We start from the raw sequence: 15,297 nt of genomic DNA, 5'->3' as shown, positions 1-15,297 counted from the left end.
GGCGCGGGGTGGAGCAGCTCGGTAGCTCGCTGGGCTCATAACCCAGAGGTCGCAGGTTCAAATCCTGTCCCCGCTACTGACGTCGCGAAGTCGGCGACACCGAAGGCCCGGATTCCTCAGGGAATCCGGGCCTTCGTGATGTGCGAACGCATGTGCCGACCCGCCCGACAGCCGCGTCTGCGGCGGGAGTTGAGGCCGTCTGTGTTTGACTTGTCTCTCTGTGGGCATGTCGACAAAACGCTGAAGTGACCTCACTGGCTGCGGTATACCAGGTGTACCCAGGTTGCAGGTGGTGCGACGATGAACGTTATGGGGGACAAGGCAACTCTGTTCGAGACAGGGCGATTTGCGCAGCCCTCCCCTCGCGAGGAGCCGCACGGCGACGCCGGGGAGGTCACCGACGACGCCGCCGAGGAGCTGCGCCACAGACTGGCCGCCGAGGCGGGCGACGTCGAGGCGATGAGCGTGCTCGGCGCCGTCCTGCTGCGCCGCGGCGACCTCGACGGCGCCGAACCCCACCTGCGGGCCGCCACCGCCGCGGGTGACCGCGCCGCCGCCAACAACCTGGGAGTCCTGCTCCACCAGCGGGGCTACCCCGACGAGGCCGCCGGCTGGTGGCGGATCGCCGCCGTCGCCGGCTCCGCCCCCGCCGCGCACGCGCTCGGCCGTCACCACCGGGAGCGGGGGGACGAGCCCGCCGCCGAGTACTGGCTGCGCCAGTCCGCCGAGCAGGGCCACGCCCTGGGCGCCTACGCCCTCGCCGACCTCCTGGAACACCGCGGCGACGTGGCCGGCGCCGACCAGTGGATGCGGGCCGCCGCCGAACGGGGACACCGCGAGGCCGCCTACCGGCTCGCACGCTCCCTGGACCGCTCGGGCACGCGCGAGGGCGACGAGGAGCACGGCGCCGTGGACGGCGGCGAGGCCGAGCAGTGGTACCGGCAGGCCGCGGCACGCGGTCACCGCCGGGCCGCCCTGCACCTCGGGGCGATCCTGGAACGCCGGGGCGACCTCAAGGAGGCCGGCCGCTGGTACCTCACGTCCGCCAAGGACGGCGAGGTCCGGGCCGCCTGCGCCCTCGGCTTCCTGCTGCGCGACGCCGGGGACACCGAGAACGCCGCCGTGTGGTGGCTGCGGGCCGCCCAGGAGGGCGACGGCAACGCCGCCAACGCCCTGGGCGCGCTGCACGCCGAGCGGGGCGAGACGCAGACCGCCGAGCGCTGGTACCGGGCGGCCATGGACGCCGGTGACGACAACGGTGCCTACAACCTGGGGCTGCTCTGCGCCGAGCAGGGCCGCACCGCGCAGGCCGAGCAGTGGTACCGCCGGGCCGCCTACGCCGGGCACCGGGAGGCCGCGAACGCGCTGGCCATCCTGCTGCTCCGCGCCGGTGACGAGGCCGGCGCGGAGCCCTGGTTCTCCAAGGCGGCGGAGGCCGGGAGCGTCGACGCCGCCTTCAACCTCGGCATCCTGCACGCGGGCCGCGACGAGGGGCGCGCCGCGCTGCGCTGGTACGAGCGGGCGGCGGCCGCCGGGCACACCGAGGCGGCCCTCCAGGTCGGCATGGCACGGCTGCGGGACGGCGACGAGGGCGAGGCCGAGCGGTTCCTGCGCTGCGCGGCAGGGGGCGGCAGCGCGGAGGCCGCCTACCGGCTCGCCGCCCTGCTGGACGCCCGACGTCCGCCGGAGCCCGCGCACGAGCTGGGGGAACCGGTGAACCGGCGCAGCGAGTGCGAGGAGTGGTACGAGCGCGCGGCCTCCCAGGGGCACCGGCGCGCCCAGGTCCGGGTCGGCATGCTGGCCGCGGCCCGCGGCGACGTCGTCGAGGCGGCCCGCTGGTACCGGGCGGCGGCCGAGGCAGGTTCCCGCAACGGGGCCTTCAACCTGGGCCTGCTGCTGGCCCGGGAGGGCAGCGAGCCGGAGGCGGTCGTCTGGTGGACCCGTGCGGCGGACGCCGGCCACGGGCGCGCGGCGCTGCGGCTCGCCCTGGTCCACGCGCGGCGCGGCGAGCTCGCCGAGGGGCAGCGCTGGGCCGACCGGGCGGCGGCCCTGGGCCCGGCAGCGGTCACGGAACGCGCGACCCGGCTGCGCGATGCCCTGGGGCAGGAACTGTCGGCGTGACGGTCGCCGTGCCCGGCCGGGCGATGCCGACGGTGCGAAGTCGTTCGGCTTGACCGGTCGGGCGGTGCCGCCGCGGCGAAGCCGTGGGGCGGCCGACCGGAGCGGGCAGGTGCCGACGCAGGGTGTTGACGCGGACGGTGCCGACGGGTCGGACCCGTCAAGCGGCCGGACCGGCGGGGCGGATCCGCGCTGGTCGGGCCGCTCGGCACCGGCCGGGCGGCCGACGGAAGCGATTTGCCTCCGTCGGCTTCCTTGACGTAACGTTGCATTCATCGCCGCGGGGTGGAGCAGCTCGGTAGCTCGCTGGGCTCATAACCCAGAGGTCGCAGGTTCAAATCCTGTCCCCGCTACTGATGATCGAGGGCCGGAATCCGACAGGGTTCCGGCCCTCGATGCGTTCGACCGATGCGTTCGACGAGACCGCGGCCCGCTGATCCCTCCCCGCACTCCTCGTCCTTTCGGTGCACAGGTGGCCTGTGCCTCCCACGACGAAGCCCCCGGCACCGTTCCCGGTGCCGGGGGCTTCGTCACGCGCGGAGCGCTGCGGTGACGGGGGTCAGGCCGCCGCGCAGGTGGGGCAGACGCCCCGGTAGGTCACCTCGACGTCGGAGACGGTGAAGCCGAAGCGCTCCGAGTCGGGCAGGTCGGAGAGCGGATTGCCGGTCGGATGCACGTCACGGATCGCGCCGCACCGGGCGCACACCAGGTGGTGGTGCGGCCGGTGGGCGTTCGGGTCGTACCGCTTGGCGCGCTTGTCCGTGGCGACCTCGAGCACCTCGCCCAGCGAGACCAGCTCGCCGAGGGTGTTGTAGACGGTCGCCCGGGAGATCTCGGGCAGCTTGGCGACAGCCCTGGCGTGGACCTCGTCGGCCGTCAGATGGACGTGCTCACCGTCGAGGACCTCCGCCACGACGCGGCGCTGCGCGGTCATCCGCCAGCCGCGTCCGCGCAGTCGTTCCAGAAGGTCGCTCATGCGCACCAGCCTAACAGCAGGGGACATTGCGCCCCGAACGGGTGTGACTTTGGAACCCAACTTGACCTAGACAATGTCTATTGTAAGGTCGAGTCGTATCCGCGTTCCACACCTCGGGGCCTGCAAACTCCCTGCTACGACCTCCGGGTGGCGGGGCGCGGCCGATCCCCCCGTCGGCGGTGTCCGTCGGGCGGACGCGTGCTTCGGCGAGTGGCTGGAGGCCGCGGTCCCAGGCCCTTCGCGGTCGATCTCCAGCGCTGGACCGCTTGCCGGGGCGGGCCGGACTCCCTGCTCGGGGGTCCGGCCCGTTTTTCGTGGGCCGACGGGGGTGGCCACGCCGGATGCGGGTGCCGGTCATCGGGGCGGGGCGCTGATCAGGCGGGCACCTGGGCGCCGGCGGTGCGCTGCTGTCGCAGCGGTGCCCAGCAGCGGATGATGTCGCGCACCGAGACGATGCCGACGGGTTCGTCCCGTTCGAGGACGATCAGATGGCGGAAGCCGCCGGCGGACATGGCGTGCGCGGCGTCGTCCAGGGTCCAGGTCGTGGCCGCGAAGACGACGTCGGTGGTGGTGTGGGCGTGGGCGCGTTCGGCGTCGGGGTCCTCGCCGCGGCCCACGGAGTTGAGGATGTCGCGTTCGGTGAGGATGCCGATGCCGGTTCCGTCGGGGTCGAGTACCACGGCCGCCCCGATGCGGCGGGCGGCCATCAGGGCGGCGGCCTGTCGGAGGGTGTGGGCGGGACCGATGGTGAGGACCACGGTGCTCATGGCGTCGCGGACGAGCATGGGGTGGAGCCACCTCCTACCGGAAACCGCGGGGCCGGACGGACGTCGGGTCCGCTCGTGCGCGGTTTCACAAGTTCACAAGTGGGTGGACTCTCAGAGTGGCAGGCAAAGAGGGGGTCAACAAGAGGGCGCGTGCGGCCCGGCGGGGGCGCGCACGACGGCCCCGGCGGCTCAGTAGCGCTGGTTGAGATACCCCAGCAACTCGTCGTGCAGCAGACCGTTCGACGCGGCCGCGTTGCCGCTGTGCGGGCCGGGCCGGCCGTCGAGCCCGGTGAAGCTGCCGCCCGCCTCCGTCACGACGATCGAGGTGGCGGCCATGTCCCAGAGGGACAACTCGGGCTCCGCGCACAGGTCGACGGCCCCCTCCGCGACCATCATGTACGGCCAGAAGTCGCCGTACGCCCGCGTGCGCCACACCTCGCGGGTGAGGTCGAGGAAGCCGTCCAGGCGCCCCTGCTCCTCCCAGCCGCTGAGCGAGGAGTACGCGAACGAGGCGTCGCCGAGCCGCGAGACCTGGGAGACGCGGAGCCGGGAGGCCGAGGTCAGGCTGCGTCCGGTGAAGGCGCCGTGGTCCCGGGCGGCCCACCAGCGGCGCCCCAGCGCGGGCGCCGAGACCAGGCCGACGACCGGCTGGAACCCGCCCTCCCCGGCTTCCATCAGGGCGATGAGGGTGGCCCAGACGGGGACGCCGCGCACGTAGTTCTTGGTGCCGTCGATCGGGTCGATCACCCAGCGCCGGGGGCCGGTGCCCTCGACGCCGTACTCCTCGCCGAGGACCGCGTCCCTCGGGCGGGCACGGGCGAGGTGGCCGCGGATGAGTTCCTCCGCCGCCTTGTCCGCCTCGCTCACCGGCGTCATGTCCGGTTTGGTCTCGACCTTGAGGTCGAGGGCCTTGAACCGGTCCATCGTCGCGGCGTCGGCGGCATCCGCGAGGACATGGGCGAGACGCAGATCGTCGAGGTAGTCGGGCATGCAACGAACGGTATCGGCCGAGGTGCGGGTGGGGCCACCGGCCCCCGGGGGCGGACGGAGGTAGCGGGCGGAACCACCGGCCCCCGGGCCGCGCCCTCCGCGCCGCGCCTGGCCGCCGGTGCGCGCTCGCCCGGGCCGGGCCCGCGCGCGGGCCCTTGACAGTGCTGTCGGCCGCGTCAAACCTGAACCGCAGAGTCGCCCGCTCGCACCGAGGGAGGCGCTGATGCCCGCAGCGCGCGAGTCTCTGCTGGATGCCGCGTACGCCGCGCTCGCGCATCGCCCCTGGTCGGGGGTGCGGATGGTCGACGTGGCCGCCGCGGCCGGGGTCTCCCGGCAGACGCTGTACAACGAGTTCGGCAGCAAGGACGGCCTGGCGCGAGCCCTGGTCCGCCGGGAGGTCGACGCCTACCTCGCCGGGGTGGACCGCGCCGTCACCGCTCAGGGCGACCGCCGGGAACGCCTCACGGCGGCCGCCGAGTGGACGGTCGCCGCGGCCCGGGAGAACCCCCTGGTCCGCGCCGTGCTCACCGGCTGCTGGGGCGAGCGCCTGCCCGCGCCCGCCCGGACCTCCGTGCCGTCCACCTCGTCCGTCCCGGCCCAGCGCCGCGCCGACGGGCCGCTGCCCTCACCCGGTGACGTCGTCGCCCTGGTGCGCGACCGGGCCGTCCACGCCCTGGCCGGGCCGGGTACCGGGCGCGTCGAGGCGGCCGACCTGGCGCGGTCCTGCGAACTGGTGGTCCGCCTCGCCCTGTCCTGTGTCACCGCCCCGCCGGACAACGGCGGCGTCGCCGACCTGGTACGCGGCGCCCTGCACCGCCGGCCGCCGCCCTGACCCGGCGAAGACGGCACGGCGGGCGGCAGGTCGGCAGGTCGGTCGCCCGGTCGGCGGGCCGTGGCGCCGCGGGTCGGAAGACAGGGGGCCGGCCCGTCACTGCGCGCGTCGGAGGACAGAGGGGCCGGCCCGTCACTGCGCGGGTCGGAAGGCAGGGGTGGGGCCGGCGGGGCGGGACGCTCAGTGCGCCGAGCCGGACAGCTGGAGTCCGATCACGCCCAGGATCACCAGGCTGATCGACACGATCTTCAGAGTCGAGACCAGGTCGCCCAGGAACACCATGCCGTAGATGGCCGTGCCCGCCGCGCCGATGCCCGTCCACACCGCGTACGCCGGGCCGACGTCGAGCTTCTTCAGCGCGAGGGTGAGCAGTCCGAAACTGCCCAGCGCGAACACCGCGAACGCGATCGTCGGCCACAGCCGGGTGAACCCGTGGGACAGCTTCAGACAGACGGCGAACCCGGTCTCCAGCAGCCCCGCCACCACGACCAGCAGCCACGCCATGTGCCGTCCTCCCGTTGGTCCACGCCCAGGCGCCGCTGCACCGGTGGGCGGGTTCGGTCCCGCTCGTCCGGCTCGCCCCGACTCGGTGTGATTATGCACGTACCGTGTGGCGCGGGGGTGGCACAACGCGAAGATCAGTCGCCGTCCGTGCGTTCCCGGGCCGCCAGCAGCCGGCGCAGCGAGTACAGCCGGGCCGGGTCCGCGTGCCCCTCGGCGACCCAGGCGTCCAGCGCGCAGTCCGGCTCGTCGTGACTGCACGCGCGGGGGCAGCCCTCGGTGCCCGGCTCCAGATCCGGGAAGGCGTGGATGACCCGGGACGGATCGACGTGCGCCAGCCCGAAGGACCGGACCCCGGGGGTGTCGACCACCCACCCGTCCGCTCCCGCCAGCGGCAGCGCCAGCGCGGACGTCGTGGTGTGCCGGCCGCGCCCGGTCACCGCGTTGACGTGCCCCGTGATCCGCCGCCGGTCCTCCGGCACCAGGGCGTTGACCAGCGTGGTCTTGCCGACCCCGGAGTGCCCGACGAACGCCGTGATGCGGCCCTCCAGCTGCTCCCGGACCCGGTCCACGGCCGCCCCGCTCTCCAGTTCCGCCCGGCTGGTGACCACGTAGGGGATGTCCAGGTCGCCGTACAGCTCCAGCAGCTGGTCGGGCGGGGCGAGGTCGGACTTGGTCAGCACCAGCAGCGGCGACAGCCCGCCGTCGTAGGCCGCGACCAGGCACCGGTCGATGAGCCGGGGCCGGGGCTCGGGGTCGGCGAGGGCGGTGACGACGGCTAGCTGGTCGGCGTTGGCGACGACGACCCGCTCGTAGGGGTCGTCGTCGTCCGCGGTGCGGCGCAGCACCGAGGTGCGCTTCTCGATGCGCACGATCCGCGCCAGGGTGTCCTTGCGGCCCGACAGGTCACCGACGATCGCCACCCGGTCACCGACCACGGCCGCCTTGCGCCCCAGCTCGCGGGCCTTCATCGCCGTCACGACCCGGCCGTCGACCAGGCAGGTCAGCCGGCCCCGGTCGACGGTCAGGACCAGCCCCTCGGCGGCATCCTCGTGCTTGGGCCGGATGTGGGTGCGCGGCCGGTTGCCCTTGCGGTTCGGGCGGGAGCGGATGTCGTCCTCGTCGGTGTGCTTGCCGTAGCGCCGCATGGTCCGGAGTCCCTACGCCCCGAGCATTCCGGTCCACAGCTCCGGGAAGTCCGGCATGGTCTTCGCGGTGGTCGCCACGTTCTCGATCTGCACGCCCTCGACCGCCAGGCCGATGACCGTACCGGCGGTGGCCATGCGGTGGTCCTCGTAGGTGTGGAAGACCCCGCCGTGCAGCCGCCGGGGACGGATGTGCAGGCCGTCGGCGGTCTCGGTGACGTCGCCGCCGAGCTCGTTGATCTCCTTGGTGAGGGCGGCCAGCCGGTCCGTCTCGTGCAGCCGCAGATGGGCCACGCCGCGCAGGGTGGACGGCGAGTCCGCGAGGGCGGCCACCGCGGCGATGCCCGGGGTCAGCTCACCCACCTCGCTCAGGTCCACGTCGATGCCGTGGACGCGGCCGGAGCCGGTGAACACCAGCCCCTGATCGGTCAGCTCGCAGGAGCCGCCCATCTCGGTGAAGATCTCCCGCAGCCGGTCGCCGGGCTGGGTGGTGTGCGCCGGCCAGTCCGGGACGACGACCCGCCCGCCGGTCACCAGCGCCGCCGCCAGGAACGGCTGGGCGTTGGACAGGTCCGGCTCGACGGTCAGGTCCCGGCCGAGCAGCGCGCCCGGGGTGACCCGCCAGACATTGGGCTCGCCGCCCGACTCCGGGGTGTCCACCTGGGCGCCGACCGCGCGCAGCATGTCGACCGTCATCCGGATGTGCGGCAGCGACGGCAGCGTGGCCCCGGTGTGGCGGACCTCCACGCCCTGATTGAAGCGCGGCGCGGACAGCAGCAGCGCGCTGACGAACTGGGAGGACGACGAGGCGTCCACCGGCACCGTGCCGCCGTCGAGGGCGCCGCCGCCGTGCACGGTCAGCGGCAGCGCGCCGCGGCCGTCGTCGTCGATCCGGGCCCCGAGGTGCCGCAGCGCGTCGATGACGCCGGTCAGCGGCCGCTCGTAGGAGCGAGGGTCGCCGTCGAAGCGGACGGGACCGTCGGCGAGCGTGGCCACGGGCGGCAGGAACCGCATCACGGTGCCCGCGTTGCCGACGTCGACGGTGGCCGGGCCGCGCAGGCCGGTGGGGACCACCCGCCACGCCTCGCCGGTGCCGTCGGGGCCCACGCCCTCCTCGATCTCCACACCCATCGCGCGCAGCGCCTCGGCCATCAGCAGCGTGTCGCGGGAGCGCAGCGGGCGGCGCAGCCAGCCCGGCTCGGAGGCGAGGGCGGCGAGGACCAGGGCGCGGTTCGTGACCGACTTGGACCCGGGCACGTGGACCGTCGCGTCGACGGCCCCGCTCGCGTGCGGGGCGGGCCAGAGGGCGGTGTGGGCGGGATTGGGGACCATGCCGCCCACCTTATAAGGAGGCCCGGATCCCGGTACGCCGCTGTCCGGGGGGTGGTCCCCGCCCGGCGGAGCGCGTGCCGCCGACGCCCACGCGTCGCGCGGCCCGCGGCTCACCACCCCAGCAGCCAGCGCCCCCCGCCGAGCAGCGAGCACAGCGACACCGCGTGGAAGAGGAAGAACCACAGCCCGGCCGGCACGTGGGTCAGCCGCGACAGCTGGTCGGCGTCCGAGTCGCCCGCGCCGCCCCGGGCCCGCTTGGCCTGGAGCTCGAAGGCCGGGCGCACCCCGCCCAGCAGCAGGAACCACACCACCGCGTAGGCGAAGGCCGCCTGCACCTGCGGTCCCGCCAGCCAGGAGACCAGGACGAAGGTGCCGCCCGTGACGAGCAGGCTCAGCGCGCCGTAGGCGTTGCGGATCATCACCAGCATGGCCAGCAGCAGGGCGGTGGCCAGCCACAGCAGCAGGGTGATGCGCCCGGCGCCGAGCAGGGCCGCGCCGCCGAGCCCCAGCAACGGGGGAGCGGTGTACCCGGCGGCGGCGGTGAGGATCATGCCGATGCCGTGCGGCTTGCCGCGGCTGACGGTCAGGCCGCTGGTGTCCGAGTGCAGGCGTATCCCGGTGAGCGTCCGGCCGGTGAGCAGCGCGACCAGGCCGTGCCCGCCCTCGTGGGCGATGGTGATGGCGTTGCGGGACAGCCGCCACAGGGAGTGCGGCACCACCACGACCAGTGCGGCGCCCAGGGTGGCGAGCACCACCCACAGGTCGGGGTCGGGCTGGGTGCCGGACACCTCGTCCCAGAGGGAGGTGAACGAGGCTGCCGCGGTGCTGACCGTGCTGAGCGTGCTGACCGTGCTGTCCATGTGTCGGTGAAGGCTCCCTCTGCGCGTGCGGAGTCTGGCAGTGTTGCACGTATGTGCGGACGGTATGCGGCGAGTCGCAGCCCCGAGGACCTCGCGGGCATCTTCGGGATCGAGAAGTGGGAACCTCAGGAGTCCCTGGAGCCCGACTACAACGTGGCGCCCACCAAGGAGGTGCACGCCGTTCTCGACCGTGCCCTGAAGGACGCGGACGACGACCGCCCGGTTCGCCAGCTCCGCACGCTGAAGTGGGGCCTGGTGCCCTCCTGGGCCAAGACGCCCGAGGGCGGTGCCCGGATGATCAACGCCCGCGCGGAGACCGTCCACGAGAAGCCGTCCTACCGCCGCGCGTTCAGCACCCGGCGGTGCATCCTGCCCGCCGACGGCTACTACGAGTGGGTCACCGGCACACAGGAGCGGGAGCTGGAGGTCGAGGGGAAGAAGAAGCGTCCCCGCAAGCAGCCCTACTTCGTGACCCCGGCCGACGGTTCCGTGTTCGCGATGGCCGGCCTCTACGAGTTCTGGCGGGACCGCACGCTGCCGGACGACCACCCGCGGGCCTGGTGGGTGACCTGCTCCGTGATCACCACCGAGGCGGAGACCGACCCGCTCGCCGTGGCGCCGGCGGACGGCCCGCGCTCGCTGGCCGACATCCACCCGCGGATGCCGCTGATGCTCACCCCGGACCGCTGGGACGCCTGGCTGGACCCGGCCCGCACCGACGTCGAGGACCTGCGCGCGCTGCTCGCGCCGCCGCCCCCCGGCCTGATGCGCGCCTACCCGGTGCCCACGGCGGTCAGCAACGTCCGCAACAACGGCCCGGAGCTGCTGAAGGAGCTGGACGCCCCGGAAGAGGGCACACTCTTCTGACGTGACCCCCCAGAACACGCCCGCCCCCAGCGCCCAGAAGCCCTCTCCGGATCCGGTCGCCCGGACCGTCCCCACCGACGCCGGCGACGCCCGGATCACCTGGCACCCCGCCCACGGCACCGCCCGGCTCGTCCTCGCCCTCGGCCACGGCGCCGGCGGCGGCATCGAGGCCCGGGACCTGCGGGCGCTGGCCGCCGCCCTGCCCGCCCACGGGATCACCGTGGCCCTCGTCGAGCAGCCCTGGCGGGTGGCCGGCAAGAAGGTGGCCCCCGCGCCGAAGACCCTGGACACCGGCTGGCGCGGCGTCTGGCCCGCGCTGACGGAGCCGGGCCTGCCGGTCGTCTCCGGCGGGCGCAGCGCCGGTGCCCGGGTGGCCTGCCGCACCGCCGCCGAGCTGGGCGCGCGGGCCGTCCTCGCCCTGAGCTTCCCCCTGCACCCGCCGGGGCGGCCGGAGAAGTCCCGGGCCGCCGAACTGCTCGGCGCCGGGGTGCCCACGCTCGTCGTGCAGGGCGGCAACGACCCGTTCGGCAGGCCCGGGGAGTTCCCCGAGGGTCCCCACGAGCTGGTGGAGGTGCCGCACGGCGACCACGGCTTCGCCGTCCCCAAGCGGGCGGACCTCACCCAGGACGAGGCGGTGGCGGTCGTCACGGACGCCGTCGCGCGGTGGGCCGGGGGCCTGTGACCCCGCGACGGGAATGTCCGGGGCCTCCCGGCTGTTGAGGCGGACATACGTGCCGGTCACCGGCATCGCCGTCGTAGGAGAGGAAGTCCGCCGCATGGGTTCCACGCTCTGCCCGAACCGCAGTGCACGCGCCGACCTGGACTGGACGGTGCTGCCCGCGGCCCGGACCGCCCCGATTCGGGCGGCGGGCGGACCGGATCGTCGTCTATCCTCCGATTCGGGTGGGACCGGTCCCGGTCCCACGACGACACTCGAGGAGGTGGGTCCGGTTCCCGGTACCGACGCAGGGACCGAACACGGCCAGGAGCAGCCCGAGGGCCGGGGTGGTACGGGTGCGGAGACGACCGCGGAGCGCAGCGCGCGCTTCGAGCGGGACGCGCTCGCCTTCCTCGACCAGATGTACTCCGCCGCGCTGCGCATGACGCGCAACCCCGCGGACGCGGAGGACCTGGTCCAGGAGACGTACGCCAAGGCGTACGCGTCCTTCCACCAGTTCCGCGAAGGCACCAACCTCAAGGCGTGGCTGTACCGGATCCTCACCAACACCTTCATCAACTCGTACCGCAAGAAGCAGCGCGAGCCGCAGCGCAGCGGTGCCGAGGAGATCGAGGACTGGCAGCTCGCGCGTGCCGAGTCCCACATGTCCACGGGTCTGCGCTCCGCCGAGTCGCAGGCGCTGGACCACCTGCCGGACTCGGACGTGAAGGAAGCGCTGCAGGCGATCCCCGAGGAGTTCCGCATCGCGGTCTACCTCGCGGACGTCGAGGGCTTTGCCTACAAGGAGATCGCCGACATCATGGGCACCCCCATCGGTACGGTGATGTCCCGCCTGCACCGTGGCCGCCGCCAGCTGCGCGGCATGCTCGAGGACTACGCCCGTGAGCGGGGGTTGGTCCCGGCTGGCGCCGGTAAGTCGAACGAAGCGAAAGGCTCGGGGTCATGAGCTGCGGAGAGCCGCACGAGACGGATTGCAGCGAAATCCTCGATCATCTCTACGAGTTCCTCGACCGTGAGATGCCGGATGCGGACTGCGTGAAGTTCGAGCACCACTTCGAGGAGTGCTCGCCCTGCCTGGAGAAGTACGGGCTGGAGCAGGCCGTCAAGAAGCTGGTCAAACGATGCTGCGGGCACGACGAGGTGCCGGGCGACCTGCGGTCCAAGGTCATGGGGCGGATCGAGCTGATCCGTTCCGGCCAGGCCGTGCCCGACCAGGACGTCACCGCCGCCTCCTCCCCGGTCAGGCCCCAGGAGTCCTGACCCGCCGTCGGCCGCTGTCGTCCGTTGTCGTCCCCTTCCCGACGGCACCGCACCCCGTAAGGGGTGCCGTCGTCACCCGTACGTGCTAATCCGCGGGTTATCGGCCCGTGGGGGCGCCTCCGGCCGCCCTAGGCTCCGAACGCCGACGGCGGCGGGCCGGGTGCGGCGGCACGGTGGGGGAGGGGCTCATGGAGGCGTTACCGGCACGGGCCCGCGCGTTCGTCGCGGCGGTCGCCGCGCTCGCCGTCCTCTGCCTCCTGCCGGGTCCCGGGGCCGCGTGGCCGGCCCTCGCCCTGCTCGCCGCGCTCTACGCCGGCTGTGAACACCTCGCCCGCTCGCCCCGCCTCGGCGCCCCGGGCCAGGGCGGCGCCTGCTACCCCGTGCTGCTCGCCGGGGCCTTCCTCCTGCCGCCGTGCGCCGCGGCCCTGGTCGCGCTGTCCGGCGCCCTGCTCATGCCCGTGCCGCGGCCACCGGACCCGCTCCGGCGGATCTGGCGGGCCGCCCGGCTGGTGCTCGCCGTCCGGGCCGCGGGCCTGGGCCACCAGGCCGCCGGCGGGCCGGCCGCGGTCGCCGGCTGCGACGTCCCCCGGGCCCTGGGCGCGGCGGGCGCCGCCGTCCTCGCCTTCTGCCTGGTGCTCACCTTGCTGGACGGCGGCCTGCGGGCGCTGACGGCGGGCGGACCGCTCGGGCACCCGGGAGGGCCGCGCGGGCCCGCGGCATGGTGGCGGCTGTGCTGGCCGCTGCTGGTGCCCGTCACCGTGCACGGGCTGGCCGGACTGATGATGGCCCTGCTCTGGCGCAGCCCCTACGGGCCGGTGGCCGCCCTGCTGGTGCTCCTGCCGATGGGTGTCTCGTGGTGGGCGTTCGCCCAGTACCACCGGGAACGCGCGGCCCACCAGGCGACCATCCGCGCCCTCGTCCAGGCCGTCGACATCAAGGACGGCTACACGCGCGGGCACAGCGAACGCGTCGGCCACGCCTCCATGCTGATCGCGCGGGAACTGGGCATGGACGACGAGCGGGTCGAGGTGCTGCGCTTCGCCGGCATCCTGCACGACGTCGGCAAACTGGGCGTCCCCACCCGGCTGCTCACCAAGGACGGGCCGCTCACCCCCGAGGAACGCCGGGTGATCGAGCTGCACCCCGAGTACGGCCACGAGATGGTGCGCGGCATCTCCTTCCTCGGGGAGGCCCGGGAGGCGGTGCTGCACCACCACGAGCGGATGGACGGCACCGGCTACCCCTACGGGCTGACGGCCACTCAGATCCCGGAGTCCGCCCGGGTGGTCGCGGTCGCCGACGCCTTCGACGCGATGACCTCCACCCGTTCCTACAGCAGGGCCCGGCCGGTGCCCGTGGCCCTGGAGGAACTCCAGCGGTGCGCGGGCTCCCACTTCGACCCGCGCATGGTGGCCGCCCTCGTCCGGGTGATCGGCCGGGACGGCTGGCATCCCGCGGTGACCGCCGACGACCACGGAGCCCGCACGGTGCCCGCGCCCGCCGCCCCGGTCACCGGCCGGACCGGGGCGCCGCGGTGACGGCGCCGCCCGGGGCCCGCACGGGCGCGCCCGTCACCCGCCGTCCCCTCCTGCCCCCCTTCGTGCACCTGTGCGCCGGAATCCTGGCCGTGGGCTGCTTCGGTTCCGTCCTCTGGCACGGCGTCCGGGACCGGGACGCCCTCCTCGCCTTCACGGTGCTCATCACCGTCGGCGAACTCACCCGCCGGGGCGCGCCGCGGATCCGGCAGTCCGCGCCGCTGGCCGCCGCCGGCTCCATGGCCTACGCGCTGCTCGGCGACACCGGCGGGCAGCCCGGCGGGCACGACGCCGCCCAGGTCGTCACCGTGGTGCTCGCCGCCTCCCTGCTGGGCAGCGTGCCGAACGTCGCCCGGGGACACGGGCCGGGCGCCGACCGGCTGGCCCGCCGGGTGCTCGCCGTCGGCTTCGTCGCGGTGTGCTTCCAGCCCCTGTACGGCCGGGGCGCGTTCGACGACTGGCAGGGGCCCGCCCAGGCGCTGGTGCTGCTCGTGCTGCCCTGCCTGGCCACGCTCGGCGACGCCGTGCTGGCGGCCGGGCTGGCCCGGTCCCGCACCGGGTGGCCCTTCTGGCCGCTGCTGCGGGACGAGCTGCGGGCCGTCCCCGGCATCGAGGCCGCCGTGATCGCGACGGGTGCGGTGATGGCCCTCGCGGTCGCCGTGGTGGGTCTGTGGGCCCTGCCCGTCTTCTCGGTCCCGCTGCTGCTCGCCCAGTTGTCCCACCGGCGCTACGCCGCCGTCCGGGCCACCTACCGGCAGACCATCGCCTCCCTGGCCCGGGCCACCGAGATCGCGGGGTGCACCCCGGCGGGACACGCCCGCCGGGTGGCCGCGCTCAGCCGCGCGGTGGGCCGGGACCTCGGCCTGACCGCGCCCGAACTGACCCTGCTGGAGTACGCGGCGCTGATGCACGACATCGGCCAGCTGAGCCTCGTCGACCCGGTCCCGGGCGGCGCGACCTCCGCGCTGCCGGTCACCGACCAGCGCCGGATCGCCCTGCTCGGCGGTGCCGTCGTGCGCCGGACCGGGGTCGACCCGCAGGTCGCCCGGATCGTGGAACAGCAGTGCGACCCGCACCCGGAACAACCGCTCGCCGCGCGGATCGTCCGGGTGGTGAACGCGTACGAGGAGAAGTCCCGGGCAGGAGGCCCCGGCGGGCCGCTGACGGCACTGGAGGAGCTGAGGTTCGGTGCCGCGGGAGAGTACGCACCGGAGGTCGTCGCCGCCCTGGCCCGGGTGCTGGCGCGGAACACGGAGGTGGGACGTGAACACGGGGACGGAGCGTGGTGAGGGCCACGGACGGGACGGTCTGACCCGGTACGAGGCTGGGTAACCCATGGGTAATGAGCGACCTTCCGGCCGTACGTGGTTGGATGCGAAGAGGAGAGGGTCAGGGGGCGCGGACAGGCACAGCCGGCCCACCGCACGGAACTGGC

At 74.4% G+C, this 15,297-nt stretch carries 15 protein-coding genes and 2 tRNA genes; 10 read left to right on the top strand and 7 right to left on the bottom strand.

What is annotated here, in order from left to right; translation table 11 throughout:
* The first annotated feature begins 2 nt into the window (after window positions 1–2).
* The 3 genes from AC02VZ_RS12055 (at window position 3) to AC02VZ_RS12045 (ending at window position 2,471) form a co-directional block, all read left to right on the top strand.
* Window positions 3–76: transfer RNA gene (locus tag AC02VZ_RS12055), tRNA-Met, on the top strand.
* Window positions 77–300: 224 nt separating this feature from the next.
* Window positions 301–2,121 carry a tetratricopeptide repeat protein gene (locus AC02VZ_RS12050; RefSeq protein ID WP_432054150.1) on the top strand — a complete coding sequence of 607 codons (1,821 nt, stop codon included), beginning with the start codon at window positions 301–303 and terminating at the stop codon, window positions 2,119–2,121.
* 276 nt (window positions 2,122–2,397) lie between these two features.
* Window positions 2,398–2,471: transfer RNA gene (locus tag AC02VZ_RS12045), tRNA-Met, on the top strand.
* 206 nt (window positions 2,472–2,677) lie between these two features.
* Here AC02VZ_RS12045 and AC02VZ_RS12040 read toward each other — a convergent pair.
* From AC02VZ_RS12040 to hisN, 3 genes are all read right to left on the bottom strand, one after another.
* Window positions 2,678–3,094 carry a Fur family transcriptional regulator gene (locus tag AC02VZ_RS12040; protein ID WP_476475348.1) on the bottom strand — a complete coding sequence of 139 codons (417 nt, stop codon included), beginning with the start codon at window positions 3,092–3,094 and terminating at the stop codon, window positions 2,678–2,680.
* A gap of 374 nt (window positions 3,095–3,468) precedes the next feature.
* On the bottom strand, window positions 3,469–3,879 hold the full coding sequence (locus AC02VZ_RS12035; protein WP_432054152.1) for a CBS domain-containing protein: 411 nt from the start codon (window positions 3,877–3,879) through the stop codon (window positions 3,469–3,471).
* Window positions 3,880–4,050: 171 nt separating this feature from the next.
* Window positions 4,051–4,851: a histidinol-phosphatase gene (hisN, locus tag AC02VZ_RS12030; protein ID WP_432054153.1), complete on the bottom strand. Its 801-nt coding sequence runs from the start codon at window positions 4,849–4,851 to the stop codon at window positions 4,051–4,053.
* Window positions 4,852–5,071: 220 nt separating this feature from the next.
* On the opposite strand from hisN, the gene AC02VZ_RS12025 reads away from it, so the two are divergent.
* A complete protein-coding gene (locus AC02VZ_RS12025) occupies window positions 5,072–5,683 on the top strand; it encodes a TetR/AcrR family transcriptional regulator (RefSeq protein WP_476475407.1) in 612 nt (203 codons plus the stop codon).
* 180 nt (window positions 5,684–5,863) lie between these two features.
* Here AC02VZ_RS12025 and AC02VZ_RS12020 read toward each other — a convergent pair whose 3' ends face one another.
* From AC02VZ_RS12020 to AC02VZ_RS12005, 4 genes are all read right to left on the bottom strand, one after another.
* Complete coding sequence (locus AC02VZ_RS12020) at window positions 5,864–6,187, bottom strand: DMT family transporter (RefSeq protein ID WP_362091525.1); 324 nt, start codon at window positions 6,185–6,187, stop codon at window positions 5,864–5,866.
* A 134-nt stretch (window positions 6,188–6,321) separates the two neighbouring features.
* Window positions 6,322–7,332, bottom strand: coding sequence for a ribosome small subunit-dependent GTPase A (gene rsgA / locus AC02VZ_RS12015; RefSeq protein ID WP_432054155.1), 1,011 nt, complete (start codon window positions 7,330–7,332; stop codon window positions 6,322–6,324).
* Window positions 7,333–7,344: 12 nt separating this feature from the next.
* The gene (gene aroA / locus AC02VZ_RS12010) at window positions 7,345–8,661 is read right to left on the bottom strand and encodes a 3-phosphoshikimate 1-carboxyvinyltransferase (protein WP_476475347.1); all 1,317 of its coding nucleotides are present in this window, start codon (window positions 8,659–8,661) and stop codon (window positions 7,345–7,347) included.
* A 110-nt stretch (window positions 8,662–8,771) separates the two neighbouring features.
* Window positions 8,772–9,521, bottom strand: coding sequence for a M50 family metallopeptidase (locus tag AC02VZ_RS12005; RefSeq protein ID WP_432054157.1), 750 nt, complete (start codon window positions 9,519–9,521; stop codon window positions 8,772–8,774).
* Window positions 9,522–9,572: 51 nt separating this feature from the next.
* On the opposite strand from AC02VZ_RS12005, the gene AC02VZ_RS12000 reads away from it, so the two are divergent.
* The 6 genes from AC02VZ_RS12000 to AC02VZ_RS11975 all read left to right on the top strand — a co-directional run bounded on the left by AC02VZ_RS12000 (window position 9,573) and on the right by AC02VZ_RS11975 (window position 15,151).
* Window positions 9,573–10,388, top strand: a complete 816-nt coding sequence (locus AC02VZ_RS12000; RefSeq protein WP_476475346.1) for an SOS response-associated peptidase — start codon at window positions 9,573–9,575, stop codon at window positions 10,386–10,388.
* Between the two features lies 1 nt (window position 10,389).
* Window positions 10,390–11,070, top strand: a complete 681-nt coding sequence (locus AC02VZ_RS11995; protein ID WP_476475345.1) for an alpha/beta hydrolase family protein — start codon at window positions 10,390–10,392, stop codon at window positions 11,068–11,070.
* A 259-nt stretch (window positions 11,071–11,329) separates the two neighbouring features.
* Window positions 11,330–12,013, top strand: a complete 684-nt coding sequence (gene sigR, locus AC02VZ_RS11990; RefSeq protein WP_476475344.1) for an RNA polymerase sigma factor SigR — start codon at window positions 11,330–11,332, stop codon at window positions 12,011–12,013.
* Window positions 12,010–12,327: a mycothiol system anti-sigma-R factor gene (gene rsrA, locus AC02VZ_RS11985; protein ID WP_476475343.1), complete on the top strand. Its 318-nt coding sequence runs from the start codon at window positions 12,010–12,012 to the stop codon at window positions 12,325–12,327. Before sigR ends, rsrA begins: the two co-directional genes overlap by 4 nt.
* A 188-nt stretch (window positions 12,328–12,515) precedes the next feature.
* On the top strand, window positions 12,516–13,865 hold the full coding sequence (locus AC02VZ_RS11980; protein WP_476475342.1) for an HD-GYP domain-containing protein: 1,350 nt from the start codon (window positions 12,516–12,518) through the stop codon (window positions 13,863–13,865).
* Window positions 13,862–15,151, top strand: a complete 1,290-nt coding sequence (locus tag AC02VZ_RS11975; RefSeq protein ID WP_432054163.1) for an HD-GYP domain-containing protein — start codon at window positions 13,862–13,864, stop codon at window positions 15,149–15,151. The genes AC02VZ_RS11980 and AC02VZ_RS11975 overlap by 4 nt, the downstream gene beginning before the upstream one ends.
* Window positions 15,152–15,297 lie beyond the last annotated feature (146 nt).

This window comes from Streptomyces sp. 3-6, from assembly GCF_056323165.1.
This window is presented reverse-complemented; position numbering and strand designations above follow the sequence as displayed.

Bases quoted from the DNA above. Each gene is read 5' to 3' on its own strand.
- AC02VZ_RS12050 (WP_432054150.1), top strand. From the start codon at position 301: ATGAACGTTATGGGGGACAAGGCAACTCTGTTCGAGACAGGGCGATTT.
- AC02VZ_RS12040 (WP_476475348.1), bottom strand. From the start codon at position 3,094: ATGAGCGACCTTCTGGAACGACTGCGCGGACGCGGCTGGCGGATGACC.
- AC02VZ_RS12035 (WP_432054152.1), bottom strand. From the start codon at position 3,879: ATGCTCGTCCGCGACGCCATGAGCACCGTGGTCCTCACCATCGGTCCC.
- hisN (WP_432054153.1), bottom strand. From the start codon at position 4,851: ATGCCCGACTACCTCGACGATCTGCGTCTCGCCCATGTCCTCGCGGAT.
- AC02VZ_RS12020 (WP_362091525.1), bottom strand. From the start codon at position 6,187: ATGGCGTGGCTGCTGGTCGTGGTGGCGGGGCTGCTGGAGACCGGGTTC.
- rsgA (WP_432054155.1), bottom strand. From the start codon at position 7,332: ATGCGGCGCTACGGCAAGCACACCGACGAGGACGACATCCGCTCCCGC.
- aroA (WP_476475347.1), bottom strand. From the start codon at position 8,661: ATGGTCCCCAATCCCGCCCACACCGCCCTCTGGCCCGCCCCGCACGCG.
- AC02VZ_RS12005 (WP_432054157.1), bottom strand. From the start codon at position 9,521: ATGGACAGCACGGTCAGCACGCTCAGCACGGTCAGCACCGCGGCAGCC.
- AC02VZ_RS12000 (WP_476475346.1), top strand. From the start codon at position 9,573: ATGTGCGGACGGTATGCGGCGAGTCGCAGCCCCGAGGACCTCGCGGGC.
- rsrA (WP_476475343.1), top strand. From the start codon at position 12,010: ATGAGCTGCGGAGAGCCGCACGAGACGGATTGCAGCGAAATCCTCGAT.
- AC02VZ_RS11980 (WP_476475342.1), top strand. From the start codon at position 12,516: ATGGAGGCGTTACCGGCACGGGCCCGCGCGTTCGTCGCGGCGGTCGCC.